At 71.7% G+C, this 21,116-nt stretch carries 22 protein-coding genes; 6 read left to right on the plus strand and 16 right to left on the minus strand.

Features of this window, described 5'->3' with window-relative positions:
* Positions 1-111 precede the first annotated feature (111 nt).
* Together groL and groES are read right to left on the minus strand one after the other, a co-directional pair.
* On the minus strand, positions 112-1,749 hold the full coding sequence (gene groL / locus LO763_RS14200; RefSeq protein WP_230603183.1) for a chaperonin GroEL: 1,638 nt from the start codon (positions 1,747-1,749) through the stop codon (positions 112-114).
* 60 nt (positions 1,750-1,809) lie between these two features.
* Entirely contained in the window at positions 1,810-2,109 is a 300-nt protein-coding gene (gene groES / locus LO763_RS14205) for a co-chaperone GroES (RefSeq protein WP_091037834.1), read from the minus strand.
* A gap of 258 nt (positions 2,110-2,367) precedes the next feature.
* Here groES and LO763_RS14210 point away from each other — a divergent pair, with 258 nt between their 5' ends.
* Positions 2,368-3,522, plus strand: coding sequence for a class I SAM-dependent methyltransferase (locus LO763_RS14210; protein ID WP_230603184.1), 1,155 nt, complete (start codon positions 2,368-2,370; stop codon positions 3,520-3,522).
* 62 nt (positions 3,523-3,584) lie between these two features.
* Here the strand turns inward: LO763_RS14210 and LO763_RS14215 are convergent, their stop codons facing one another.
* From LO763_RS14215 to LO763_RS14235, 5 genes are all read right to left on the minus strand, one after another.
* A complete protein-coding gene (locus LO763_RS14215; protein ID WP_230603186.1) occupies positions 3,585-3,974 on the minus strand; it encodes a RidA family protein in 390 nt (129 codons plus the stop codon).
* A gap of 49 nt (positions 3,975-4,023) precedes the next feature.
* A complete protein-coding gene (locus tag LO763_RS14220) occupies positions 4,024-5,442 on the minus strand; it encodes an ATP-binding protein (RefSeq protein ID WP_369431996.1) in 1,419 nt (472 codons plus the stop codon).
* Positions 5,443-5,578: 136 nt separating this feature from the next.
* Entirely contained in the window at positions 5,579-6,091 is a 513-nt protein-coding gene (purE, locus tag LO763_RS14225) for a 5-(carboxyamino)imidazole ribonucleotide mutase (RefSeq protein WP_230603189.1), read from the minus strand.
* Entirely contained in the window at positions 6,091-7,224 is a 1,134-nt protein-coding gene (locus tag LO763_RS14230) for a 5-(carboxyamino)imidazole ribonucleotide synthase (RefSeq protein ID WP_230603191.1), read from the minus strand. Before LO763_RS14230 ends, purE begins: the two co-directional genes overlap by 1 nt.
* An 87-nt stretch (positions 7,225-7,311) precedes the next feature.
* Positions 7,312-7,572, minus strand: coding sequence for a helix-turn-helix domain-containing protein (locus tag LO763_RS14235; protein ID WP_230603193.1), 261 nt, complete (start codon positions 7,570-7,572; stop codon positions 7,312-7,314).
* 108 nt (positions 7,573-7,680) lie between these two features.
* Between LO763_RS14235 and map the strand changes: the two genes are divergently transcribed.
* On the plus strand, positions 7,681-8,448 hold the full coding sequence (map, locus tag LO763_RS14240) for a type I methionyl aminopeptidase (protein ID WP_230603195.1): 768 nt from the start codon (positions 7,681-7,683) through the stop codon (positions 8,446-8,448).
* A gap of 50 nt (positions 8,449-8,498) precedes the next feature.
* On the opposite strand, the gene LO763_RS14245 is transcribed toward map, so the two are convergent.
* The 4 genes from LO763_RS14245 to LO763_RS29405 form a co-directional block, all read right to left on the minus strand.
* Positions 8,499-9,146 carry a GNAT family N-acetyltransferase gene (locus tag LO763_RS14245; protein WP_230603196.1) on the minus strand — a complete coding sequence of 216 codons (648 nt, stop codon included), beginning with the start codon at positions 9,144-9,146 and terminating at the stop codon, positions 8,499-8,501.
* A gap of 196 nt (positions 9,147-9,342) precedes the next feature.
* A complete protein-coding gene (locus tag LO763_RS14250) occupies positions 9,343-10,602 on the minus strand; it encodes a molybdopterin molybdotransferase MoeA (protein ID WP_369431991.1) in 1,260 nt (419 codons plus the stop codon).
* Positions 10,603-10,634: 32 nt separating this feature from the next.
* A complete protein-coding gene (locus tag LO763_RS14255) occupies positions 10,635-11,525 on the minus strand; it encodes a UTP--glucose-1-phosphate uridylyltransferase (protein WP_230603198.1) in 891 nt (296 codons plus the stop codon).
* A gap of 204 nt (positions 11,526-11,729) precedes the next feature.
* Positions 11,730-13,859: a diguanylate cyclase gene (locus tag LO763_RS29405; RefSeq protein ID WP_369431992.1), complete on the minus strand. Its 2,130-nt coding sequence runs from the start codon at positions 13,857-13,859 to the stop codon at positions 11,730-11,732.
* Between the two features lie 158 nt (positions 13,860-14,017).
* On the opposite strand from LO763_RS29405, the gene LO763_RS14265 reads away from it, so the two are divergent.
* The 4 genes from LO763_RS14265 to LO763_RS14280 all read left to right on the plus strand — a co-directional run bounded on the left by LO763_RS14265 (position 14,018) and on the right by LO763_RS14280 (position 15,877).
* Entirely contained in the window at positions 14,018-14,650 is a 633-nt protein-coding gene (locus LO763_RS14265; RefSeq protein ID WP_230603199.1) for a 5-formyltetrahydrofolate cyclo-ligase, read from the plus strand.
* 108 nt (positions 14,651-14,758) lie between these two features.
* Positions 14,759-15,082 carry an FmdB family zinc ribbon protein gene (locus tag LO763_RS14270; protein ID WP_230603200.1) on the plus strand — a complete coding sequence of 108 codons (324 nt, stop codon included), beginning with the start codon at positions 14,759-14,761 and terminating at the stop codon, positions 15,080-15,082.
* Positions 15,083-15,179: 97 nt separating this feature from the next.
* Positions 15,180-15,443, plus strand: coding sequence for a ribbon-helix-helix protein, CopG family (locus LO763_RS14275; RefSeq protein ID WP_230603201.1), 264 nt, complete (start codon positions 15,180-15,182; stop codon positions 15,441-15,443).
* On the plus strand, positions 15,440-15,877 hold the full coding sequence (locus LO763_RS14280) for a PIN domain-containing protein (RefSeq protein WP_230603203.1): 438 nt from the start codon (positions 15,440-15,442) through the stop codon (positions 15,875-15,877). Before LO763_RS14275 ends, LO763_RS14280 begins: the two co-directional genes overlap by 4 nt.
* A gap of 18 nt (positions 15,878-15,895) precedes the next feature.
* Here the strand turns inward: LO763_RS14280 and LO763_RS14285 are convergent, their stop codons facing one another.
* The 5 genes from LO763_RS14285 to LO763_RS14305 all read right to left on the minus strand — a co-directional run bounded on the left by LO763_RS14285 (position 15,896) and on the right by LO763_RS14305 (position 20,771).
* Positions 15,896-18,046 (minus strand): transglycosylase domain-containing protein, encoded by a 2,151-nt coding sequence (locus tag LO763_RS14285; protein WP_230603205.1) that lies wholly within the window; start codon positions 18,044-18,046, stop codon positions 15,896-15,898.
* A gap of 79 nt (positions 18,047-18,125) precedes the next feature.
* The gene (locus LO763_RS14290) at positions 18,126-19,079 is read right to left on the minus strand and encodes a complex I subunit 1/NuoH family protein (RefSeq protein WP_230603206.1); all 954 of its coding nucleotides are present in this window, start codon (positions 19,077-19,079) and stop codon (positions 18,126-18,128) included.
* On the minus strand, positions 19,069-19,800 hold the full coding sequence (locus LO763_RS14295; protein ID WP_230603207.1) for an NADH-quinone oxidoreductase subunit C: 732 nt from the start codon (positions 19,798-19,800) through the stop codon (positions 19,069-19,071). Before LO763_RS14295 ends, LO763_RS14290 begins: the two co-directional genes overlap by 11 nt.
* A gap of 54 nt (positions 19,801-19,854) precedes the next feature.
* Positions 19,855-20,397, minus strand: a complete 543-nt coding sequence (locus tag LO763_RS14300) for an NADH-quinone oxidoreductase subunit B (protein ID WP_255672461.1) — start codon at positions 20,395-20,397, stop codon at positions 19,855-19,857.
* Positions 20,388-20,771, minus strand: a complete 384-nt coding sequence (locus LO763_RS14305; RefSeq protein ID WP_230603208.1) for an NADH-quinone oxidoreductase subunit A — start codon at positions 20,769-20,771, stop codon at positions 20,388-20,390. The genes LO763_RS14300 and LO763_RS14305 overlap by 10 nt, the downstream gene beginning before the upstream one ends.
* Between the last annotated feature and the right edge of the window lie 345 nt (positions 20,772-21,116).

Below are 21,116 nucleotides of genomic sequence, written 5' to 3' on the forward strand. Positions count from 1 at the left end.
CGAAGCAGGGCCGCCGACGAATGTCGGCGGCCCTGCGGGGCGCTCGCCCGGAAGAGCCGGGCGCGGCGCCCTAGCCGTGTTCGCGGACCCCGAGGGGCCCGCGATCAGGGGCTAGTGCGAGTGGGAGTGCCCGCCGTGGGAGTGCGAGTGGCCGTGGCCGGCCTCCTCGTCCTCCTCCTCGGGCTTGTCCACGATCGTCACCTCGGTCGTGAGCAGCATGCCCACGATCGAGCCGGCGTTCAGCAGCGCGTTGCGGGTGACCTTCACCGGGTCGAGGATGCCGGCCGCGACCAGGTCCTCGTACTCGCCGGTGGCGGCGTTCCAGCCCTCGCGCCAGCCCTTGCCGGTGACGGCGTTGACGACGACGTCGCCCGACTCGCCGGCGTTGACCGCGATGCGGCGCAGCGGCTCCGACAGGGCCGACTCGACGATCCTGAGGCCCACGCGGGCCTCCGGGTCGTCCAGCTCGACCTTCTCGAGCGCGGCGATCGCGTGGACCAGGGCCGCGCCGCCGCCGGCGACGATGCCCTCCTCCACCGCGGCCTTGGTCGCGTTGACCGCGTCCTCGATGCGGTGCTTGCGCTCCTTGAGCTCGACCTCGGTGGCCGCGCCGACCTGGACGACGGCGACGCCGCCCGAGAGCTTCGCGAGACGCTCCTCGAGCTTCTCGCGGTCCCAGGAGGACTCGGTCTGCGACGCCTGCTGCTTGATCTGCGCGATGCGGGCGTCGACCTCGTCCTTGGTCCCGCCGCCGTCCACGATCGTGGTGGCGTCCTTGGAGACCGTGACGCGGCGGGCCCGGCCCAGGTGCGACAGGTCGGCCTGCTTGAGCTCGAGGCCGATCTCCGCGGAGATGACCTCGGCGCCCGTGAGGGTCGCGATGTCGCCCAGGATGGCCTTGCGGCGGTCGCCGAAGGCCGGGGCCTTGACGGCGCACACGCGCAGGGTGCCGCGCAGGGCGTTCACCGTCAGGGTCGCGAGGGCCTGGCCCTCGACGTCCTCGGCGATGATCAGCAGCGGCTTCGAGGTCTCGACGACCTTCTCCAGCACCGGCAGGAGCTCCTCGATCGAGGAGACCTTGGAGTTGCTGATGAGGATGTACGGGTCCTCGAAGACCGTCTGGCGCGAGTCCTGGTCGGTGATGAAGTTCGGCGAGATGAAGCCCTTGTCGAACTGCATGCCCTCGGTCACCTCGAGCACGGTCTCCAGGCTGGAGCCGTCCTCGACGGAGATGACGCCCTCGACGCCGACCGCGTCCATGGCCTCGGCGATGAGCTCGCCGATCTCCGGGTCCTGCGCCGAGACCGCCGCGACCTGCGCGATGTGCTCGTGGCCGGAGATCTCGACGGCCTGGTTGAGCAGTTCGTCCGAGACGGCGTTCGCCGCGGCCTCGATGCCCTTGCGGATCGCGATCGGGTTGGCCCCGGCCGTGACCGCCTTGATGCCGGCGCGGCTCATCTTCTGGGCCAGGACCGTGGCGGTGGTGGTGCCGTCGCCCGCGACGTCGTTCGTCTTGGTCGCGACCTCCTTCACCAGCTGCGCGCCCAGGTTGGCGTACGGGTCGGCGAGCTCGATCTCCTTGGCGATGGTCACGCCGTCGTTGGTGATCAGCGGCGCGCCGAAGGAGCGTTGGAGGACCACGTTGCGGCCCTTGGGGCCGAGCGTGACCTTGACGGTGTCGGCGAGGTGGTCGATGCCGTGCAGCAGGTTGTGCCGCGCGTCCTCGGCGAAGTTGAGAATCTTCGGCATGGTTTCCCTTCCTAAGACGCGTGAGGGCCCCGGGCGTCGCCGCCGAGGCCCCCGAACGCGCTAGTTCTCGACGACCGCGAGGACGTCGCGCGAGGACAGGACGAGGTACTCCTCGCCGTTGTACTTGACCTCGGTGCCGCCGTACTTGGAGTAGATGACCACGTCGCCGACCTTGACGTCGATCGGGAGGCGGTTGCCCTTGTCGTCGAAGGCGCCCGGGCCCACGGCCAGGACGGTGCCCTCCTGGGGCTTCTCCTTGGCGGTGTCGGGGATGACGATGCCGGAGGCGGTGGTGGTCTCGGCCTCGTTCGCCTGGACCACGATGCGGTCGCCCAGCGGCTTGATGGCAGCCTTGCTCACTTGGTTTCTCCAAACCTGATGTTCGATACGTTGTCCGCCACGACAGCGCGGGTCTCGTCGTCGCGGGTGCCGAGGCACCGGCCGGTGGCTGTTGGCACTCTCCAGGTGAGAGTGCCAAGCCGATCATAGCGCTTGGCAATCTCGGTCTGCGAGTGCTAAGGCAGAAGTTAGTTCGTGCAGGTGGGGGACGTCAACCGGGGGTCTTGAAAGTCATAGGCCGCGGCGGGCGGGGGTCGCCGGTGGTGGATCATGGGACGCGTGGAAACCAGCCTGCTCGCCGCGTTGAAGGCCGACCCCGGACTCCGGCGGAGGGCCGCCGAGGCGCTGGAGCGCGACGGGGGCCGGGCCCCGCTGACGCTGCGGAAGGCGGGGGTCGAGCCGGACCTGGCCGCGGCGGCGCTGACGCTGGCGGAGCTGCGGGGCCGCGCCCGGGCGAAGTTCGGCGAGCGGGCCGAGCGGCTGTACTTCACGAGGGCGGGCCTGGAGCAGGCCACGCGGTGGCCGGTGGCGGTCCGGCGGGCGGCGCGGTTCGCGGCGGCCGCGGATCGGGTGACGGACCTGTGCTGCGGGCTGGGCACGGAGGCGCTGGCGTTCGCGGAGGCGGGCCTGGAGGTCGAGGCCGTGGACATGGACGAGGCGACCGCCGCGTACGCGCGGGCGAACGCGGAGGCGATGGGGCTGCCGGTCGCGGTGCGGGTGGGCGACGCGCTGCAGGCCGATCTGGCGGAGGCGGCGTTCGCGGACCCGGCCAGGAGGTCGGGCGGGACGAGGAACTTCAACCCGGCGGACTACTCGCCGCCGTTGGACGGGCTGCTGGAGCATCTGGCGAAGGCGCGGTTCGCGGCGGTGAAGCTGGGGCCGGGGGTCGGCCACGAGTGGATCCCCGGAGGGGCCGAGGCCGAATGGGTCTCGGTGGACCGGGACGTGGTGGAGGCGTGCCTGTGGCTGGGCGAGGCGGCGCAGGTGCCGCGGCGGGCGAGCGTGTGCAAGGCGGGCGAGTGGCACGAGCTGACCGGTTCAGGGGAAGAGCGGGCCGAGGTCGGCGAGGTCGCGGCGTACCTGTACGAGCCGGACGGGGCGGTGATCCGGGCGGGGCTGGTGGCCGAGCTGGCGGAGGGGCTGGAGGCGCACACGGCCAGCGAGCGCATCGCGTACCTGTACGGCGATGAGCTGCGGGAGACGCCGTTCGCGAGGGCGTGGAAGGTGGAGGAGGTCTGGCCGCTGCACCCGAAGAAGCTGAAGGCGCTCCTGGCGGAGCGGGAGATCGGGCGGTTGACGATCAAGCAGCGGGGCACGGGCATCGACCCGGCGGCGCTGCGGAGGCAGTTGAAGCCGAAGGGCCCGAACGAGGCGACGCTGGTGGCGACCCGGGTGGGAGAGGCCCACGTCGCGATCCTCTGCAGGGAGGCCTGAACCGCCGTGCACGATCGCGTCGATCCGCTGCGGCGGCACCGCGGTTGCCGGCGCGGGGCTGTTCAGTCCAGGCGGGCGGTGAGGTCGACCTCGATGAGTTGGCCGGAGTAGCCGAGGGCGGTCACTCCCAGAACGGTGCTCGCGGCTTTGAAGGCCGGGCCGAGGTCGGGGTGCTCGTAGAGGCGGTGCCAGGCGCCGCCGACCTCGTCGCTGTCGCCGCTCACCACGTAGACGATCGAGCGGACCACGTCCTCGGGCTTCGCGCCCGCGGCCTCCAGCGCGGCGAGGCAGTTCGCCGCCACCTGCTCGATCTGCGCGTCGAGGTCGCCGACGCCGACGACGCGCTCCTCGGCGTCGACCGGGCACTGCCCGGCGAGATAGGCGGTGCGGCCCGCTTCGACGATGGTCACATGCTCGTAGCCCCCGGTGGGGTGCAGCCCGGTTCCCGACATGCGGCGAGGCTATCGGGCGGCTCCGCGGCCCGCCACCGGTTTTCAGCGGTCAGCGCTGCCAGCCCTTGATGAGGTCTTCGGGGCCGAACTGCCCGTCGAGGCCCTGGCAGTCGAAGCCGCTGCGGGAGACACCGATCAGAGGAATGTCCTCATCGGTCAGGGCCACCCGGTGGTTCTTCAGGGCGGCCAGATCGCGTCGGTCGAACCTGTCGTTGTCGAGCCATTTGATCGAACCTACGAACAGCGGTTCTCTCGCAATCGGCGCTTCCTCCGCGCCGACGATGTCGATCTCAACACTGTTACTCCGTGTCCAATACCCGCCGATATACCGCGCATACGGAATCGATCCGATGGGAAGGATGCGCGCCAGCGACTCTCGCAGCAACGGCTCGATCGCCCGGCCTCGCCAGCTCGTCCATGAGTTACGGATTCTCTCCACTACCAGATCACCGCGGCGACGCTCGATTTCGTCCATGTGCGGTTCTACGAGCGCTAGCCAGAATCGCAGGTACGGATCGGAGATCGTGTAGCGGCGATCCTTCGAAGGCTGAAGGGACATCGGCAAGCTGGCAGTCACGATACCCTTGTGCACCAACAGTTCGAGGGCTTTGTTCAAGGTCGCATGGTTGAGGCCGCCCCCAGCTCTGGCGATGTTGGTGAAAGTCCGCTCGCCACTGCCGATGGCTCGAAGTACCTGCGACGCCATCGCCCGGTCCGGAAACTCCGCGGCGAGCGCGAGCCTGCCGGAGACGACCAACGCCGAGATCGGATTCTCCAGCGATCGGCCCAGGAAGTCCCACAAGCCGGTCCCGAGCGACCAATCGGCGCAGATCAGTGGAAGCCCTCCTGTCACGAGTGCGGCGTCGAAAGCGTCGGCAGGCTCGAGATCGAGCATTTCACCGACTTCCGCCGGACTCATCGGCCCCAGCACCATCTCGGTGCCGCGCTGATGGAAGGGCCGTTCATAGCTGTTGAGCGCCTCCATCATCGACAGATCCGAGCCGACCAATAGGAGCAGCACCGGTTTGCGCGAAAGCTGGCGGTCCCAAGCCCCTTGGAGAATTCCTTCAAATGAAGGCACGTTGTCCATCAGGTAGGGGACCTCGTCGATGACCACGAGGCTCGGTCCGTCCTCGGGCAGGATCTCGGCCAACTGCCCCAGTGCCGCACCCCAGTGCGAAGGCTGCGTCGAAAGAAAGAACTCCCGGTCCGGCAGGTCGGAAGCGGCCACGGCTTCGATGAAGTTCGAGAGCTCCAGCTCCGAGTTCACGTTCGTGGCGTTGAAATACACCGACGGAAGCTGCACGCGCTGCCGGTACTCCTCGACCAAGGCGGACTTGCCCACCCGGCGGCGGCCCCGCATCATCACGCACTTACCGGGCGCCCTGCTGCCGATACGGCCCCTCACGGAGTCGAGAACACCGTCGAGGAGGCCGAGTTCCCGGGTTCGACCTACAAAGTCCAGCACTGCCATCACCACTTAGTATAGATGAGGATACTATCCTCAGGAATACTATCCCGAAGCATAGAATCTCTATCAATAGTAACAAATATATTACTGTCGGTGAGTCGCAGTACCACCCTGCGGGAGGATACCGTTGCGGCTAGTCGGGGTGGGCGAGCCGGTAGCGGAGGTTCGCGTCCTTCTCGGTGACCATGCGCTCGAGGTCGACCTGGAAATCCTGCATCTTCGCCCGCAGGGCCTCGTCGGTCGCGCCGAGGATGCGGACGGCGAGGAGACCGGCGTTGCGGGCCCCGGCGACCGAGACGGTGGCGACCGGGATGCCCGCGGGCATCTGCACGATCGAGAGCAGCGAGTCCATGCCGTCGAGGTGCTTGAGCGGCACGGGCACGCCGATCACGGGCAGCGGCGTCGCCGAGGCGACCATGCCGGGGAGGTGGGCGGCGCCGCCGGCGCCGGCGATGATCGCCTGGAGGCCCCGGGAGGCCGCCGAGTCGGCGTAGGCGAGCATCCCGTGCGGGGTGCGGTGGGCCGAGACCACGCGGACCTCGTGCGGGACGCCGAACTCGTCGAGCGCCTGCACGGCCGCCTGCATGACGGGCCAGTCGGAGTCGGAGCCCATGATGACGCCGACGCGGGGGTGCTGCTCTGCCATTACTCGCCTTCCTGGAGCCACTGGGCGGCGCGCAGGGCGCGGCGCCGCAGTTCGTCGGGGTCGTCGCCGCGGACGGTGACGTGGCCGATCTTGCGGCCGGGCCGGACGGCCTTGCCGTAGAGGTGGACGTGCGCGCCCGGGTCCTCGGCGAGGAGGTGCTGGAGCCGCTCGTCGAGGCGGGGGCCGCCGGGCTCGCCGCCGAGGACGTTCGCCATGACGGTGTACGGCGCGGCGGTCCGGGTCGAGCCGAGCGGGTAGTCGAGGACGGCGCGCAGGTGCTGCTCGAACTGGCTGGTCTCGGCCCCTTCGATGGTCCAGTGCCCGGAGTTGTGGGCGCGCATCGCGAGTTCGTTGACGAAGAGGCCCTCGGCGGTCTGGAAGAGCTCGACGGCGAGCATCCCGCAGACGCCGAGTTCGGCCGCGACGGTCTCGGCGATCGCGGCGGCGGCCGCGGCGGCGGTCTCGTCGAGGTGCGGGGCGGGGGCGATGACCTCGGTGCAGATGCCGTTCGTCTGGACGGTCTCGACCACGGGGTAGACGGCGGTCTCGCCGCGCGGGGAGCGGGCGATCTGGACCGCGAGCTCGCGCTGGAGGGCCATGCGCTCCTCGGCGATGAGGCGCAGGCCCGAGGCGAGCACGGGCTCGGCGTCGGCGGGGGTCTCGACCATCCACACGCCCTTGCCGTCGTAGCCGCCGGTGGCGGCCTTGAGGACGCACGGGAGGCCGAACGCCTCGACGTCGGCGACGGACGCGACGGGGGCCCAGCGGGGCTGGGGCAGGCCGAGGCCGCCGAGGCGGGTGCGCATGGCCTGCTTGTCCTGGGCGTACAGCAGGGCCTCGGGCCGGGGCTGGACGTCGACCCCCTCGGCGGCGAGGGTCTTCAGGGCCTCCTGGGGCACGTGCTCGTGGTCGAAGGTGACCACGGTGCAGCCCTTGGCGAAGCCGCGCAGGTCCTCGACGCTGCGGTAGTCGCCGAGCACGGTCGCGGGGGCGACGACGGCGGCGCTCTCGGCGGCGTCGCCCGCGAGCACCTTGAGGCTCTGGCCGAGGGCGATGGCGGCCTGATGGGTCATGCGGGCGAGCTGGCCGGCTCCGATCATGCCCACGGTCGGGAGTTGGGTCGCGGCATCCACGGCCAGAGCCTATCCCGGGGGCGGGGGGGTTTCCGGCGCCGTCGGCGCCGGGCGTGACCTGCGTCCTTGACGCGATGCGGCGGTGAATCAGCCGGTCATGGGATGTTCGGGGCGGGCGTGGTCGGCGAGTTGGTCGGGGGCGACGCCGAGGACGCCGCAGAGGGCCATGATGGTGAAGAACGCCGGTGTGGCGATGCGGCCGGTCTCGATCTTTCGCAGCGTCTCCGGGGAGATGCCGGCCTCGGAGGCGACGTCGAGGAGGCTGCGGGGGCCGCGCGCCTCGCGCAGCGCCCGGCCGAGGGCGCGGCCGCGGTCGTGCTCTTCGGGCCTCAGCGGCGGTCGAATCATACCGGTATTATAGTACCGGTATATAAATACCGGCAATATCTGAACCGGCGGTGCCGCAGCCGCCCGAACCGCCAACGACCGAACCGTCGACAACTGAGAGGCCGTCCGATGATCGAGCTCTACTCCCCCGCCGAGATCGAGGCGATGCGCCCCGCGGGCCGCTTCGTGGCCGGCGTGCTCACCGAGCTGTCGAAGGTCGCCGACGTCGGCGTCAACCTCCTGGAGCTCGACGACCTCGTCGCCCGCCGCATCAAGGAGGCCGGCGCGGTCTCCTGCTACGTGGACTACCACCCGTCGTTCGGCGGCAGCCCGTTCGGGAAGGTGCTGTGCACCTCCGTGAACGACGCGGTCCTGCACGGCCTGCCGTTCGACTACCGGCTCGAGGACGGGGACCTGGTGAGCTTCGACTTCGCCGCCGAGGTCGACGGCTGGGTCGCCGACTCGGCCCTGTCGGTCGTGGTGGGCGAGGCCGCCGAGCAGGACCTGCACCTCATCGACACCACGACGCGGGCGCTCGAGGCCGGGATCGCGGCCGCGCAGGCGGGCAGCAAGATCGGCGACATCGGCCACGCGATCGCGACCGTGGCCCGCGGGGACGGCCTGGAGGTCAACACGCAGTTCGGCGGGCACGGCGTCGGGCGGACCATGCACGGCGACCCGCACGTGCCGAACGACGGCCGCCCGGGGCGGGGCATGAAGCTCAAGCCGGGTCTGGTCATCGCGATCGAGCCGTGGTTCCTCCAGACCACCGACGAGATCCGCTACGACCCCGACGGGTGGACCCTGCGCAGCGCGGACGGCTCGCGGGGCGCCCACATGGAGCACACCGTGGCGATCACCGAGGACGGGCCGATCATCCTGACCGCGCGGGACTGACGCGCAGGAGGACGCGGTCGGCGGAGCGGGCCCGGCCCGGGCGGTGCGGGCTATTCGCGGGTCTGGGTCGGGTGCTCGGCCTCGGAGCGGGCGAGGCGGGCCATCCGGTCGACCATGCGCTCGGTGGTGATCTCCTCGGCGGTGACGGCGTACCCGTAGTGGTCGCGCCAGTCGCCGTCGATGTAGAGGTAGCGCTTGTGCAGGCCCTCCCGGCGCAGGCCGAGCTTCTCGGCCACCCGGTTCGACGGGCCGTTCTCGGGCCGGATGTTGACCTCGATGCGGTGCAGGCGCCCGACGGTGAGGGCGTGGTCGATCACGATGGCGAGCGCCGTGGCCGTGATGCCCTTCCCGGCGTGCCCGCGGTCGATCCAGTAGCCGGCGTAGGCCGAGCCGAAGGCGCGGCGCACGACGTTGCCGACGGTGAGCCCGCCGACGAGCTGCCGCTGCCAGCAGACGGCGAGCGGCCAGCTGGTGCCGTCCTTGACGGAGCGCTTGAGGCCGCGGAGCATCGCCCGGAACGCGGCCGGCGAATGGGCCTCGTGCCAGGTGGTGCCGGTGCCGGGCTCCCAGGGGGCGAGCCAGGCCTCGTTGGCGCGGCGCAGCTGCGACCAGCGCGCGGCGTCCGATCGGCGGAAGGGCCGGACGCTCACGTCGCCGTGCTCGAGGTGCACCGGCCAGCCGGGGTTGGAAAGGGTCATCGGTCTCGGTCCAGGTCGTGGCGGGCGGTCATCGGGGGCCGCCCGGAGGCAGGTGGGAGGGCGCGTCGTCGGGGGCGGTCATCGGGCACCGCCCGGCCCGGGGCGGGCCGCGGGGCGGTGGTTCCGCTCGGTCGCGGGCGGGCGGTCGAGCCGGGGGCGGCGATCGTTCCGCTCGGTTTCAAATGGCAAGGCAGGCTCATCGGTTCCGGTCCAGCAGGAGCACGTCCACGGTCGACCCGGCGGGCACCCGGGTCGCGTTCTCGCCGACGGTCATCAGGCCGGTGGCCTCGGCGAGTCCGGAGAGCGTGTAGGAGGTGGATCCCAGCGGGGCGACGGTGTAGCCCCCGCCGCGCCGCTCGGCGACGCGGACGGGACGGAACTCCCGCAGCCCGCTCGGTGAGGATACGGGCTCGGTCAGGTTGGCGCGCACGCTGGGCCGGAAAACGGGCTCGGCCCCGGCGAGGCGCTGGATGAGCGGCCGGGCGACGACCTCGAACGCGATCGTCGCGGCGACCGGGTCGCCGGGGAGGCACACGACGGGGACCTCCTCGGGTCCGATCGTGCCGAAGCCCATGGTCTCGCACAGGTACACGGCGATGGGCGCGAAGTCGACGGCGCCGTCGCGGGAGAAGGTGCGCCGGACCATGTCGCCGGGGCCGGTGCCGGTGCCGCCGGTGGTGATGACGAGGTCGGCGCGGAGGATCTGGTCGTCCAGGACGGTGCGGAGCGCGTCGGGCTCGTCGTCGCAGATGCCGACGCGGTAGGCGTGGGCGCCGGCCTCGGAGGCGGCGGCGGTGACGAGGTGGGAGTTGACGTCGATGAGCTGGCCCGGCTGCGAGGGCCGGCCGGTGTCGACCAGCTCGTCGCCGGTGGCGATGACGACGACCCGCGGGGTGGGGCGCACGACGACGTCGGCGATCCCGGCGGCGGCGAGGAGGGCCACGAGCTGGGGCGTGACGCGGCGGCCCTCGTGGGCGAGGATCTCACCCGAGGGACGCTCGGATCCCATGCGGCGCACGCCGTGTCCGCGCCGGGGGGCCTGGCGGACGTCCACGGTGGCCATGCCCTCGTCGGTCCACGCGAGCGGCACGACGATGTCGGCGCCGACCGGGAGCGCGGCCCCGGCGGCGACGGAGAAGCAGGTGCCGGGGACGAGGCGGACCGGCCGCCACGAGGAGGCGGCCAGGTCGCCGAGGACCTTCAGGCCGACCCCGCGCTCGGGGCTGGCGCCGGCGATGTCGTCGGCCGCGCACGCGTAGCCGTCGATCGCGGCGTAGTCGAAGGCGGGCAGCGGCCCGGGGTTGACCGCGTTCTCGGCCAGGACCGCGCCCGTGGACTGGGTCATGTCGATGTCGACGGGGGGCAGCGGCCGGACCAGGGCCAGCGCCTTCGACAGGAAGTCGGCCAATGGCGTAGCGTCGCCGGTCCCCTTCACTGCTTTCCCCCCGTCGGTCAAGTGCCTCTCAGCGCCGCAGCGCGGTCGCCAGGTCAGTCAAGTGTCGCACTGAATTCCCGCAGCCAGGCGTTGAAGCCGGGCAAGTCGTCGCGCTCGCTGGCGAGTTCCACCAGGGTCTGGAGGTACGCGACGGGCTCTCCGGTGTCGTGGCGGCGGCCCCGGAAGACCACGGCGTGGACGGGGGTTCCCTTGGCCCGCATGGTGTCCATGGCGTCGGTGAGTTGGATCTCGCCGCCCGAGCCGGGGCCGGTGGCGTCGAGGACGGGGAAGATCGAGCCGGGCAGGACGTATCGTCCGATGAGGATGAGGTTGGACGGCGCGTCCTCGACGGCGGGCTTCTCGACCAGTCCGGTCACCTCGACGACGTCGGGGTCGTCGGTGGCCTGGACGGCGGCGACGCCGTAGCGGGAGACCTGGTCCTCGGGGACCTCGATGAGGGCCAGGACGATGCCGCCGGTCTCGGCCTGGAGGTCGATCATGCGCGGCAGGAGGCGGTCGTCGAGGGGGTAGAACTCGTCGCCGAGGAGGACCGCGAAGGGCTCGTCGCCGACGTGGGAGGCGGCGCGGCCGACGGCGTGGCCGAGGCCCTTGGCGCCGCCCTGGCGGATCGCGGTGATCTCGGCGATGGACTCGGGGGCCTTGACCTTCGCCAGCATCGCGTCCTTCTTCTTGGCGCGGAGGGCGTTGTCGAGGTCGGCCCGGGCGTCGAAGTAGTCGACCATGGCGTCTTTGCCGGGGGCGGTCACGAGGGTGATGTCGTCGGCCCCGGCGGCGGCGGCCTCCTCGACGATGTACTGGAGGACCGGCTTGTCCACGATGGGCAGGAGCTCTTTCGGGACGGCCTTGGTGACCGGCAGGAATCGGGTCGCGAAACCGGCGGCGGGAATGACGGCTTTCGTGGCGCGGGGCGAGGTATCAGACATATGGCGAGGGTAGCGTGCACACGCTGCGTCAGATGTCAGCCACCCTGGCGAACACCGGGTGAACGTCCATGACTCGTGGTGCCGGAGCGGCACGGTGCGTCCGGGGGGGCTGGCGTGGCGTCGGGCGAGGTGGGAGGGGTGGCGTCAGGGAGTGCCGCGGCGCGCGGAACCGTGCCGGGAAGGGGCGCGGCGCCCCGCGGGGGCTCAGGCGGCGGCCACGCGCCAGGTGCCGCGGCCGGCGGCCTTGGCGGCGTAGAGGGCCTCGTCGGCGGCGGCCAGGACCGCGGCGGCGCCCTCGGCGTGGACGCCGAGGACGGCGACGCCGATGGAGACGCTCACGTGCAGCTCGCGGCCGCCGGAGGAGTCGTTGACCTTGAAGGGCCGGCCGGCGACGGCCCGGCCGAGGCGCTCGGCGACCACCTCGGCCCCGGCCGCGTCGGTCTCGGGCAGCAGCACCATGAACTCCTCGCCGCCGTGGCGGAAGGCGAGGTCGACCTCGCGGATCTGGGCGGTGATGCGCCGGGCGAGCTCGATGAGGACCTGGTCGCCGACGGGGTGGCCGTACGCGTCGTTGACGGCCTTGAAGCGGTCGAGGTCGATCGCCAGGAGCGCCGAGGGCCGCTGGTAGCGGCGGGTGCGCTCGGCCTCGCGGCGCAGGGAGGTCTGCATGAACCGGTAGTTCCACAGGCCCGTGAGCGGGTCGGTCAGGCTCAGTCGCTGGGCCTGGCGGTGCAGGAGCACGTTCTCGACGGCGACGGCGGCCTGCCCGGCGAAGGTGCGGAGCGTGTCGACGTCCCCGGGCGCGAAGTCCTCGCCCGCGACGCGGTTGTAGAGGACGAGGACGCCGAGGACCCCGGCGTCGGTGCGCGCGGCGGCGTCGGCCTCGGAGAGCGGGCGGGCGGGGTCCGACTCGGCGGGCCGGCGCGCGGACGCGTCGTCCGGGGACCGGTTCCCGGTGCCGAACGCACTGTCGGCGGGCTGGCGCCCGGTGCCGAACACACTGTCCACGGGCTGACGCCCGGTGCCGAACACACTGTCCACGGGCTGACGCCCGGTGCCGAACACACTGTCCACGGGCTGACGCCCGGTGAACGGCACCGCCGCGATGGTGCGGGCGTCGGGCTCGGTGTCGACGCGGTGCCAGTCGCCGAAGGCGCCGTCGACGATGCGGCCGTGGGCCGGGGCGGCGCTGGCGGCGATCGCGCCGATGATGCCCTGGCCGACGCGGATGCTCGCGGGCTGGTCGATGCCGAGGTGGCCCTCGCCGGCGCGCTGGCGCAGCTGGTCGGCGTCGTCCACGTCCACGAGCATGACCACCCCGGCCTCGGCACCGGCCGTGACCATCGCGGTGTCGAGGATGACCTCCAGGATGCGGTCGAGGTCGAGCGTGGCGGTCAGGGTCTGGCCGAGGCGCCCGAGCTGGCCGCGCATCTGGTCGCGGGAGGCGGTGAGCGCCTGCACGTACGCCTGGGTCTGGGCCGTCATGCGGTTGAACGCGAGCGCCAGGTGGGCGACCTCGTCGCGGCCGTGGACGGGCACGCGCACGTCCAGGTCGCCCTCGGAGACGCGCTCGGCGGCGGCCGAGAGCTCCACGAGCGGGCGCGTGGTCGAGCGGGCGAGCCAGGCGGCCAGGCCCATGGCGCACACGGCCGAGGCGGCGACCATGGCCGCGAGGGTCCAGTACATGGGGGTGACGTCGGTGGCGGCGGTGCCGATGCTCAGCGGCAGGAAGGCGTCGGTGAAGTCCCAGCGCCCGGCGTCGACCGCGCCGGCGCCGAGCGGGTCGGCGCGGCTGTCCTGGAGGACCAGCTCCGCGTCGGCGACCTGGGCGATCCGGCCGAGGAAGGCGACGTCGACGACGCGGAAGGCGCTGAAGACGGCCGTGGTGCCGTCGGTGCCCTGGACCTCGGCCTGGGCGCCGAGGGCGACGATGGGGCCCGCGTCGGCGTAGGCGGCGGTCTCGCCGCAGTCGACCCAGGCGCCTTCGGGGGCGTCGACGCCGACGTCGTCCCCCGCGCCGGCCCCGGCGGTCTCGAGGCTCGTGAAGACGACGCCGTCGACGACGGCCCGGTCGACCAGGAGGTGGGCCATCTCGACCGCGTCCGTGCGGGTGCCGCTGCTGTAATTGAGGGCGACCGCCGCCGCGGAGGCCTGGATGCGCTCGCAGATCGTGCCGAGGGTCGAGTCGACCATCGTCACGGCCGAATTGGCCAGCGCCTCGCCGCGGGAGTCCGCCAGATGGGACATGACGGCAGCGACGAAGACGGCCCCCACCAGGACCGGCCCGAGCACGACGACGAGGAACGCCGTGGTGAGCCGTGAGCGCAGCGACACCGAAGCCCCCTCAAGTTCACTCCCTAGAACACTACCTAGCGCTACCGTCTGAACACGAGGCGGCATGGGCTTTTATGGCAGTCTGGCCGAAAGGGCGAATGCGTCCGGCCGTTCGGGGGAATCCTTGCAGGTGCGGATCGTCGACGAAGGGATTTTCGATGCATGAGACCAAGAGGGCGGCGCGGCGCGAGCTGTTCGCGCGGCGCACGTCGATGCCGGGCGAAGCACGCGGGCAGGCCGATCTGGCCACATGGAAGGCGTTGCGGGACTTCCTGATCGAAGCGGTCGAGGAGGGTGCGACGGTGGCCGTGTACCGGCCGTTCGGGGCCGAGCCGGGCGCGGCGCTGGAACCCGAACTGCCCGAACGGCTCGCCGTGGTCTACAAGGTGCTGCTGCCGGTGCTGTTGCCGGACAACGACCTCGCCTGGCAGGTGTCGGTACCCGTTGGGCCGCTGGAGGAGACGGGCGACGACGTCGGGGACGGGGAGTCGTCCGAGCCGGCGACCGGCGAGACCGGGGACGCGGGCGCGGCGGCGGAGACGCTCGGGCCGGACGCGATCGCGGGCGCCGCGGCGGTGATCGTCCCCGCACTGGCCGTCTCACATGACGGGATTCGACTGGGGCGGGGCGGGGGCTCGTACGACCGGGCGCTGGCGCGCCTGGGGCCGGGGGTGCCGGTGGTGGCGCTGCTGCGCGACGGCGAGTTCGGGCTGCCGGTCCCGGCCGAGCCGCACGACCAGCCGGTGACGGGCGTGATCACCCCCTCGAACGGGTTCACGTCGCTGCGGTGAGCGGCCCCCGTGGCCGTCATCTCACTCCCGCGCCGGATGGGATTAGCACTCCCCGGCGTTGACTGCTAATGTCGATCGGGATTCGGTTTTGACTGCTGGAGGTAGGACGTGCCCGTCTACGAATACCGCTGCAAGGAGTGCGGTTACGAGTTCGACAAGCATCAGTCGTTCTCCGAAGCGCGCCTGACCGACTGCCCGAGCTGCGAGGCGAAGGGCGGCCTGCGCAAGGTCTTCGGGAACGTCGGCGTCACCTTCAAGGGCAGCGGCTTCTACCGCACCGACTCGCGCTCCACCGACTCCAGCTCGCTCGGCTCGAACGGCTCCAAGAACGGCGCGAAGAAGGCCGAGACCAAGTCCGAGTCCGGCTCGGGCGGCGCCAAGTCCGAGGCCAAGGCGAAGCCCGCGGCGAAGGCCGAGTCCAAGGCCGCGTAAGCGCTCCATACGCTTCAGCCGGCCCCCGCAGCGCGGGGGCCGGCGTTTCTCGTTTCAAGTGAGAGGCATTCACGTATGCCGGCGGTATCATATGCACATGGCTAAGAAGCGCACCATGGTCTACGCGGACGAGGAAGACCTCGCGATCATCAAGGAGGCCGCGAAGCGGTACGGCGTGTCCGAGGCGGAGATCATCCGCAACGCGATCCACCGGGCGGCGATGTCGAGCCGGATCTGGGACGAGCCGTTCTTCAGGAAGACCTACAAGCGGATCCGCGATGAGAGCTTCCAGGAGGCGAAAGACGCCGTCTGGGAGGAGAAGCTGGACCGCTACCACAATTCGCGAGGCGACCGCTCGTGATCGTCGTTGCGGCCGACACCTCCGGCCTCCTGGCGGCGCTCGACGAGGGCCATCCCGACGGCGAGGCCGCTCGCACGGTCATGAGCACGGCGGGAATGCTGGTGATCTGCCCCGTGCTGTTCTCGGAACTCGATCACATGATCACACGGGATTTCGGCCGGGACGCCTCTCTTGAGGTGCTCGACGATCTGAGGGCCCGGGTGGACGAAGGACGAGCAGTGATTCCCATCGTGACGTCGCATACCCTGGATCTGGCACAGGACGTTCGCCGCCGATATCGCGGCCTCGACCTTGACATCGCAGATGCGTTCAACGTCGTGATCGCCGCCGAGTACGAGACCGATGCGATCCTGACGCTCGACCGACGCGACTTCCGGGCGATCGAACCGCTCGCGCAGTTCCAGGCGTTCCGGCTGCTCCCCGACGACCTCTAGGCCGGAGGGCGGCGGCCCCTACCGCACCGGCTCCGCCTCCCCCGCCGGATCGGCCGGTCCCTCGGGGACCTCCTCTTCGAAGGCGCCCAGGGACTCGTCGCCCTCCGCCGCCTGCTGCTCGACCTCCAGGTCCTCCTCCCACGCCGACGCCTCCGACTCATCCGGCGACTCCTGCCGTTCGCGCTCGTAGTCCTCCCAGTCCCCGCCGTACCGGCCGGGCCGGTCCTCCATCAGGTCCCACCAGATCGCCTCGGCGACGGTGCCCTTCGAGGAGCTGCCGTCGCCCTCCCGGCGCTCGTCGCCGGCCCAGACCGCGAGCGCCAGGTCCGGGACGGACCCGGCGTGCCACATCGAGGAGGCGTTCACGACGAAGGGCAGCGCGGTCGGGGTCTCCGGGTCGCTCCGGTCCGTCGTGAGGAGCGCCCGGGTCTCGGAGGCGGTCCACGCGGGGATGGACTCCTCGTGGACCTCGCTCTCGGCCTCGTAGACGGTGCCGTCGGGGCCGGTCGCGCGCTCCACGAAGTAGGGTTCGGCGGCATCGCCCTCCTCGGCGAGGGTCGCGTGCATGACGGCGGCGTCGAGGACGGTCATCGAGTAGGCGCCGATGCCGATGTCGGGCTGGAAGCCGGCCGCGGGGTCGTCGGTGGCGACCTCGGCGGCCACGCCGTGCCCGTCCAGGTCGTGCGGGTCCCAGAGGCGGTCGACGCCGAAGGCGGCGGCGGTCGCGGCGATCCTCTCGCCGCCGAGCTGCTCGGCGACGCCGTACACGGGCGTGTCGAGCCTGTCGAAGACGGCCTGCTGGAGGCTGACCTCCTCGACCGAGGCGCCGCCGGTGTTGACGAGGGGCCTCGGCTCGCCCTCCTCGTCGGTGTAGGAGTCGAAGTACTGCGGCGAGGAGCCGTCCAGGACCGGGCTCCACAGGTCGAGGCTCGCCAGCGCCGCAGCCGCCGCGACGACGGTGCTGAAGGCGGTGCCGGGGCGGTGCCCGAGGTCGGACGCCTGGTCGAGTCCGGCGCCGTTCTCGCCGCCGTAGTAGGCCAGGACCCGCCCGCTGCCCGGTTCGACGGCGGCCATCGCCGCGGCCGCGTCCGGGTCGTCCGCGGCGACCTCGCGCAGCCCCGTGCGCTCGAGCGCCGCCTCCTGGAGGTCGGCGTTGAGCGTCGTGGTGATGTGGTACCCGCCGCGCAGCACCTCCTCGGTGGTCAGCCCCGCCTCGGCCAGCTCGGTCAGGACGAACCCGTTCGTGACGAAGCCCTCGGGGCCGAGCCCTTCGGGGTCGTCGGCGGGGTCGAGGGTCTCGGGGGGCTCGGTCAGGGCCGCGCGCTTGACGGGGTCGAGGTCGCCGGTCGCGACCATCCGGTCGAGCACGTACTCCCAGCGCTCGGCGGCCTCCTCGGCGGTGCCGCCCTGGTCGTAGGGGTCGCGCGGGTCGTAGGGGCCGTCCGGCCACTTGAGCTGGGCGATCAGCAGCGCGGCCTGGGAGGTGGAGAGGTCGGCGGCCGGGATGCCGAAGAACGCCTGGGACGCGGCCTCGGCGCCGTACGCGCCTCGTCCGAAGTAGACGATGTTGAGGTAGTGGTTGAGGATCTCGTCCTTGGTGAACTCCTCCTCCATCTTCATCGCCATCGCGGCCTCGCGGGCCTTGCGGAGGTAGGTGTCGTCGCCGCGGATGTCGGCGACGCGGCCGACGTACTGCTGCGTCAGGGTCGAGGCGCCCTGCTGGTCGCCGCCGGTGACGTTGTTGACGAGGGCGCGGAGCACGCCCTTGGCGTCGACGCCGGGGTGGGAGTAGAAGCCGGCGTCCTCGGCGGCCACGAGCGCGTGCTCGAGGTCGTCGGCGATCTCGTCGAGGCCCACGGAGGTGCGCCGCTCGGCGGCGAGCTCGCCCATGACGGTGGCGCCGTCGTTGTAGTAGACGGTGGACCCCTGGCTGAGGGCGGCGTCGAGCTCGTCGGGGAGGTCGACGCTCGCGTAGAAGACCGAGCCGACGATGACGGCGGTCCCGGAGAGGAGCGCGAGCACCGCCGCGAGGGCGGCCATGCGGCGGCGCCCGCGCCGCTTCCGGCGCCCGCCGGGGCGCTCGGACGGGGCCTCGGCGGCGGCCTTGCGGCCCCGTCGCCGCAGCTGGAGGGTGGACTCGGTTCCGCTGGGGATTGCTGAGCCTGCCATGAGTGGTATACGCGGGGTGCGCCCGATCCGGTTGTCCTCGGGCGAAACGATCCGAATGGGGCGGTTCGGTCGCGGGGGCTCAGAGGGCCAGTGCGACGGCGGTGGTGAGGACGAGCTGCGCGAGCGCGACCGGCACGAGGCCCTTCCAGCACAGGGCCTGGATCTGGTCGACGCGCAGCCGCGGCCAGGCCACGCGCAGCCAGATGACGACGGCCGCGAGCGCGCCGGTCTTCAGCAGCGTCCACAGCCAGCCCAGCGACTCGGGGCCGGGGCCGCGCCAGCCGCCGAGGAAGAGGACCGCGGTGAGGGCCGAGACGACGACGATGCCGACGTACTCGGCGAGCAGGAGCAGCGCGAAGCGCAGCCCCGCGTACTCGGTGAGGTAGCCGAAGACGAGCTCGGAGTCGGCGATGGGGGCGTCGAACGGCGGCCGGCGGATCTCGGCGAGCCCGGCGGTGAAGAACACGACCGCGGCCGGGGCCTGCCACAGCAGCCACCAGGGGTGCCAGGCCTCCACGATCGCCGGGAGGCTCAGGGTCCCGGCCGCGACGGCGACGGACGCGGCCGCGAGCACCAGCGGCAGCTCGTAGGCCATGAGCTGGGCGGCGCCGCGCAGGGCGCCGATGAGGGTGTACTTGTTCGCCGAGGACCAGCCGGCCATGAGCACGGCGAGGACGCCGACGCCGACGAGCGCGACGACCACGAACAGGCCCATGTCCAGGCTCGAGCCGACCAGGTCGCCGGGGCCGAGCGGGATGAACAGGATGACCAGGAGGTAGGGCAGGAGGGCGACGGCGGGCGCGAGCCTGAAGACGGGCTTGTCGGCGGCGTCGGGGACGAGGTCCTCCTTCTGGGCGAACTTGACGCCGTCGGCGATGAGCTGGGCCCAGCCGTGGAAGCGGCCGGCGTGCATGGGGCCCAGGCGCCCCTGCATGTGGGCCATGAGCTTGTGCTCGGTCTGGCCCACGGCCAGGGGCAGCACCAGGAACGCGGCGAGGACGGCCGCGACCTTGACGGCGAGCTCAAGCAGCACCGGGCGCCTCCGGAGGGCCGGGGCGGCGGGTCGAGGGCTCGGGCCGGGGCTCGATCCAGTCCTCGGGAACGCCGGGCGGGCGCTTGGGGGCGCGCTTGCGGGCGGCGCGGGTCTTCGGCGAAGCCTCCGAGCCGTCGGTGTGCGCCGCCTCGCCGGGCTCCTTGGCTCCGGGCCAGGGCTTGACGACGCGGGAGGCGAGCACGAAGTCCTTGCGGAGCGGGTGGCCCTCGAACTCGGGGGCGAGCAGGAGCGGCTTGAGGCCGGGGTGGCCGGGGAAGTCGACGCCGAACATCTCGTGGGTCTCGCGCTCGTGCCAGTCCGCGCCGGGGTAGAGGTCGGTGACGGAGGCGACCGCGCCCTCGGTGAGGAGCGCGCGCAGGAGCACGCCGCGGCGCTCGGCGACGGACCACAGGTGGGCGACGACGCGGAAGCCGCCGGTGCGGCCGGCGGCCGGGCCGGAGGGGCCCTCAGCCGGGCTCTCTGCGACCGGGCCCTCGGCGGTGCTCTCCACGACCGGGCCCTCGGCTGGGCTCTTTTCGACCGGGCCCTCGTCGATGGCGGAGAGCCAGTCGAAGAAGTCGCAGCCGAGGTCGTCGCGGCAGGCGCGCACGGCCTCGTGCCAGTCCTTGGGGTCGACGTCGGCGACCGCGCGGGGGCCGTCCGCGCCGACCTCCTCGACGCCGATGGCGGCGCGGAGGCGATTGTGCCAGGGGTCGGTCATCGGGCCGGGCCTCCGATCGCAGATCCCGTAGGATCCACTCTATATCCTCTGTGGTCAGTCACGGGGCCTCCGCAGCAGGGGGCGCAGGCTCGGCTTCCGCAGGGGTTCGGCGGCGATCTGCTTCTGGAGTTCGCCGATGCCGTAGAGGAGCGCCTCGGGGCGCGGCGGGCAGCCGGGGACGTACACGTCGACGGGGATGATCTGGTCGACGCCCTTGGTGACGCAGTACGAGTCCCAGTACGGGCCGCCGGAGTTGGAGCAGGCGCCGAATGAGATCACGTACTTCGGCTCGGGCATCTGGTCGTAGAGGCGCTTGATCGCGGGGGCCATCTTGTCGGTGACGGTGCCGGAGACGACCATGAGGTCGGCCTGGCGCGGCGAATGCGCGAAAGGGATCACCCCGAGGCGCATGAAATCGTGCCGGCTCATCGAAGCGGCAATGAATTCTATTGCGCAGCAAGCCAATCCGAAATTGAAGACCCATAGGGAATAGCGGCGGCCCCAGTTGAGGACGAAGCGGATCGGCTCACCGAGGGCGCTCGCGTCGGACTCGGCGGGCCGGCCGCCGCGCGAGGGGAACGGCAGGTTCACCGCCATCGCAGGACCCCCTTCCTCCAGGCGTAGGCGAGGCCCAGCGCCAGGACGCCGACGAACAGCCCCATCTCGGCCGCCGCGGCGGGCCCGAAGTCGCGGAAAACGGCGGCCCACGGGAACAGGAACACGGCCTCGACCGCGAAGAGGACGAAGAGGTACGCGTAGACGTAGTAGCGGATCTGCACCTGGGCCCAGTCCCCGCCGACCGGGTCCACGCCGCACTCGTACACCGCGCCCTTCCCCGGTGAGGGCGCCGAGGGCCGCAGCAGCCGGTTCGCCGTCATGGCGGCGGCCACGAACGCGAATCCGACCAGCAGGAGCACCCCGAAGACCAGGTATTCGGACAATGCGGCACCGACCAGTCGAGAGGAGGCCATGGGGACACCATAATGCCGCGAGGGGGTCGACGGGAAGCGCTGGAGGCGCGGTTTCGCGGGCCCTTCGGAAAACGTTCCGGTTCGAACGATTTCCGCGGAACTCGGGCGCACTGAGCGCAACCGCGCGGCACCCGTGAACGTGTTGTTGTACGAAGAGGATTCACTCCGAACGGCGGACGGCTTCGGGCCGGGGCCGAGAGGCGTGTGTTCCGCGGGCAGCGCACGGAGAGACGCCGGGCCGCCGCGGATAGAGGACAGGGCGTTCCGCACGCGGAGCGCAGATGGACGACCGAGCCGCCTCGGATGAAGACGGGACGTTCCGCACGCGGAGCGCAGATATAAGGA

Origin of the sequence: Glycomyces amatae (assembly GCF_020991375.1) — a bacterium.
GTDB lineage: Bacteria > Actinomycetota > Actinomycetes > Mycobacteriales > Micromonosporaceae > Glycomyces > Glycomyces amatae.

Coding starts and splice junctions, on each gene's coding strand:
- LO763_RS14275 (WP_230603201.1), top strand. CDS start 15,180: ATGGCTAAGAAGCGCACCATGGTCTACGCGGACGAGGAAGACCTCGCG.
- LO763_RS14215 (WP_230603186.1), bottom strand. CDS start 3,974: ATGTCGGGAACCGGGCTGCACCCCACCGGGGGCTACGAGCATGTGACC.
- LO763_RS14245 (WP_230603196.1), bottom strand. CDS start 9,146: ATGACCCTTTCCAACCCCGGCTGGCCGGTGCACCTCGAGCACGGCGAC.
- purE (WP_230603189.1), bottom strand. CDS start 6,091: ATGGCAGAGCAGCACCCCCGCGTCGGCGTCATCATGGGCTCCGACTCC.
- LO763_RS14300 (WP_255672461.1), bottom strand. CDS start 20,397: ATGGCGGTGAACCTGCCGTTCCCCTCGCGCGGCGGCCGGCCCGCCGAG.
- LO763_RS14255 (WP_230603198.1), bottom strand. CDS start 11,525: ATGTCTGATACCTCGCCCCGCGCCACGAAAGCCGTCATTCCCGCCGCC.
- LO763_RS14285 (WP_230603205.1), bottom strand. CDS start 18,046: ATGGCAGGCTCAGCAATCCCCAGCGGAACCGAGTCCACCCTCCAGCTG.
- map (WP_230603195.1), top strand. CDS start 7,681: ATGATCGAGCTCTACTCCCCCGCCGAGATCGAGGCGATGCGCCCCGCG.
- LO763_RS14295 (WP_230603207.1), bottom strand. CDS start 19,800: ATGACCGACCCCTGGCACAATCGCCTCCGCGCCGCCATCGGCGTCGAG.
- groL (WP_230603183.1), bottom strand. CDS start 1,749: ATGCCGAAGATTCTCAACTTCGCCGAGGACGCGCGGCACAACCTGCTG.
- LO763_RS14305 (WP_230603208.1), bottom strand. CDS start 20,771: ATGGCCTCCTCTCGACTGGTCGGTGCCGCATTGTCCGAATACCTGGTC.
- LO763_RS14265 (WP_230603199.1), top strand. CDS start 14,018: ATGCATGAGACCAAGAGGGCGGCGCGGCGCGAGCTGTTCGCGCGGCGC.
- LO763_RS14235 (WP_230603193.1), bottom strand. CDS start 7,572: ATGATTCGACCGCCGCTGAGGCCCGAAGAGCACGACCGCGGCCGCGCC.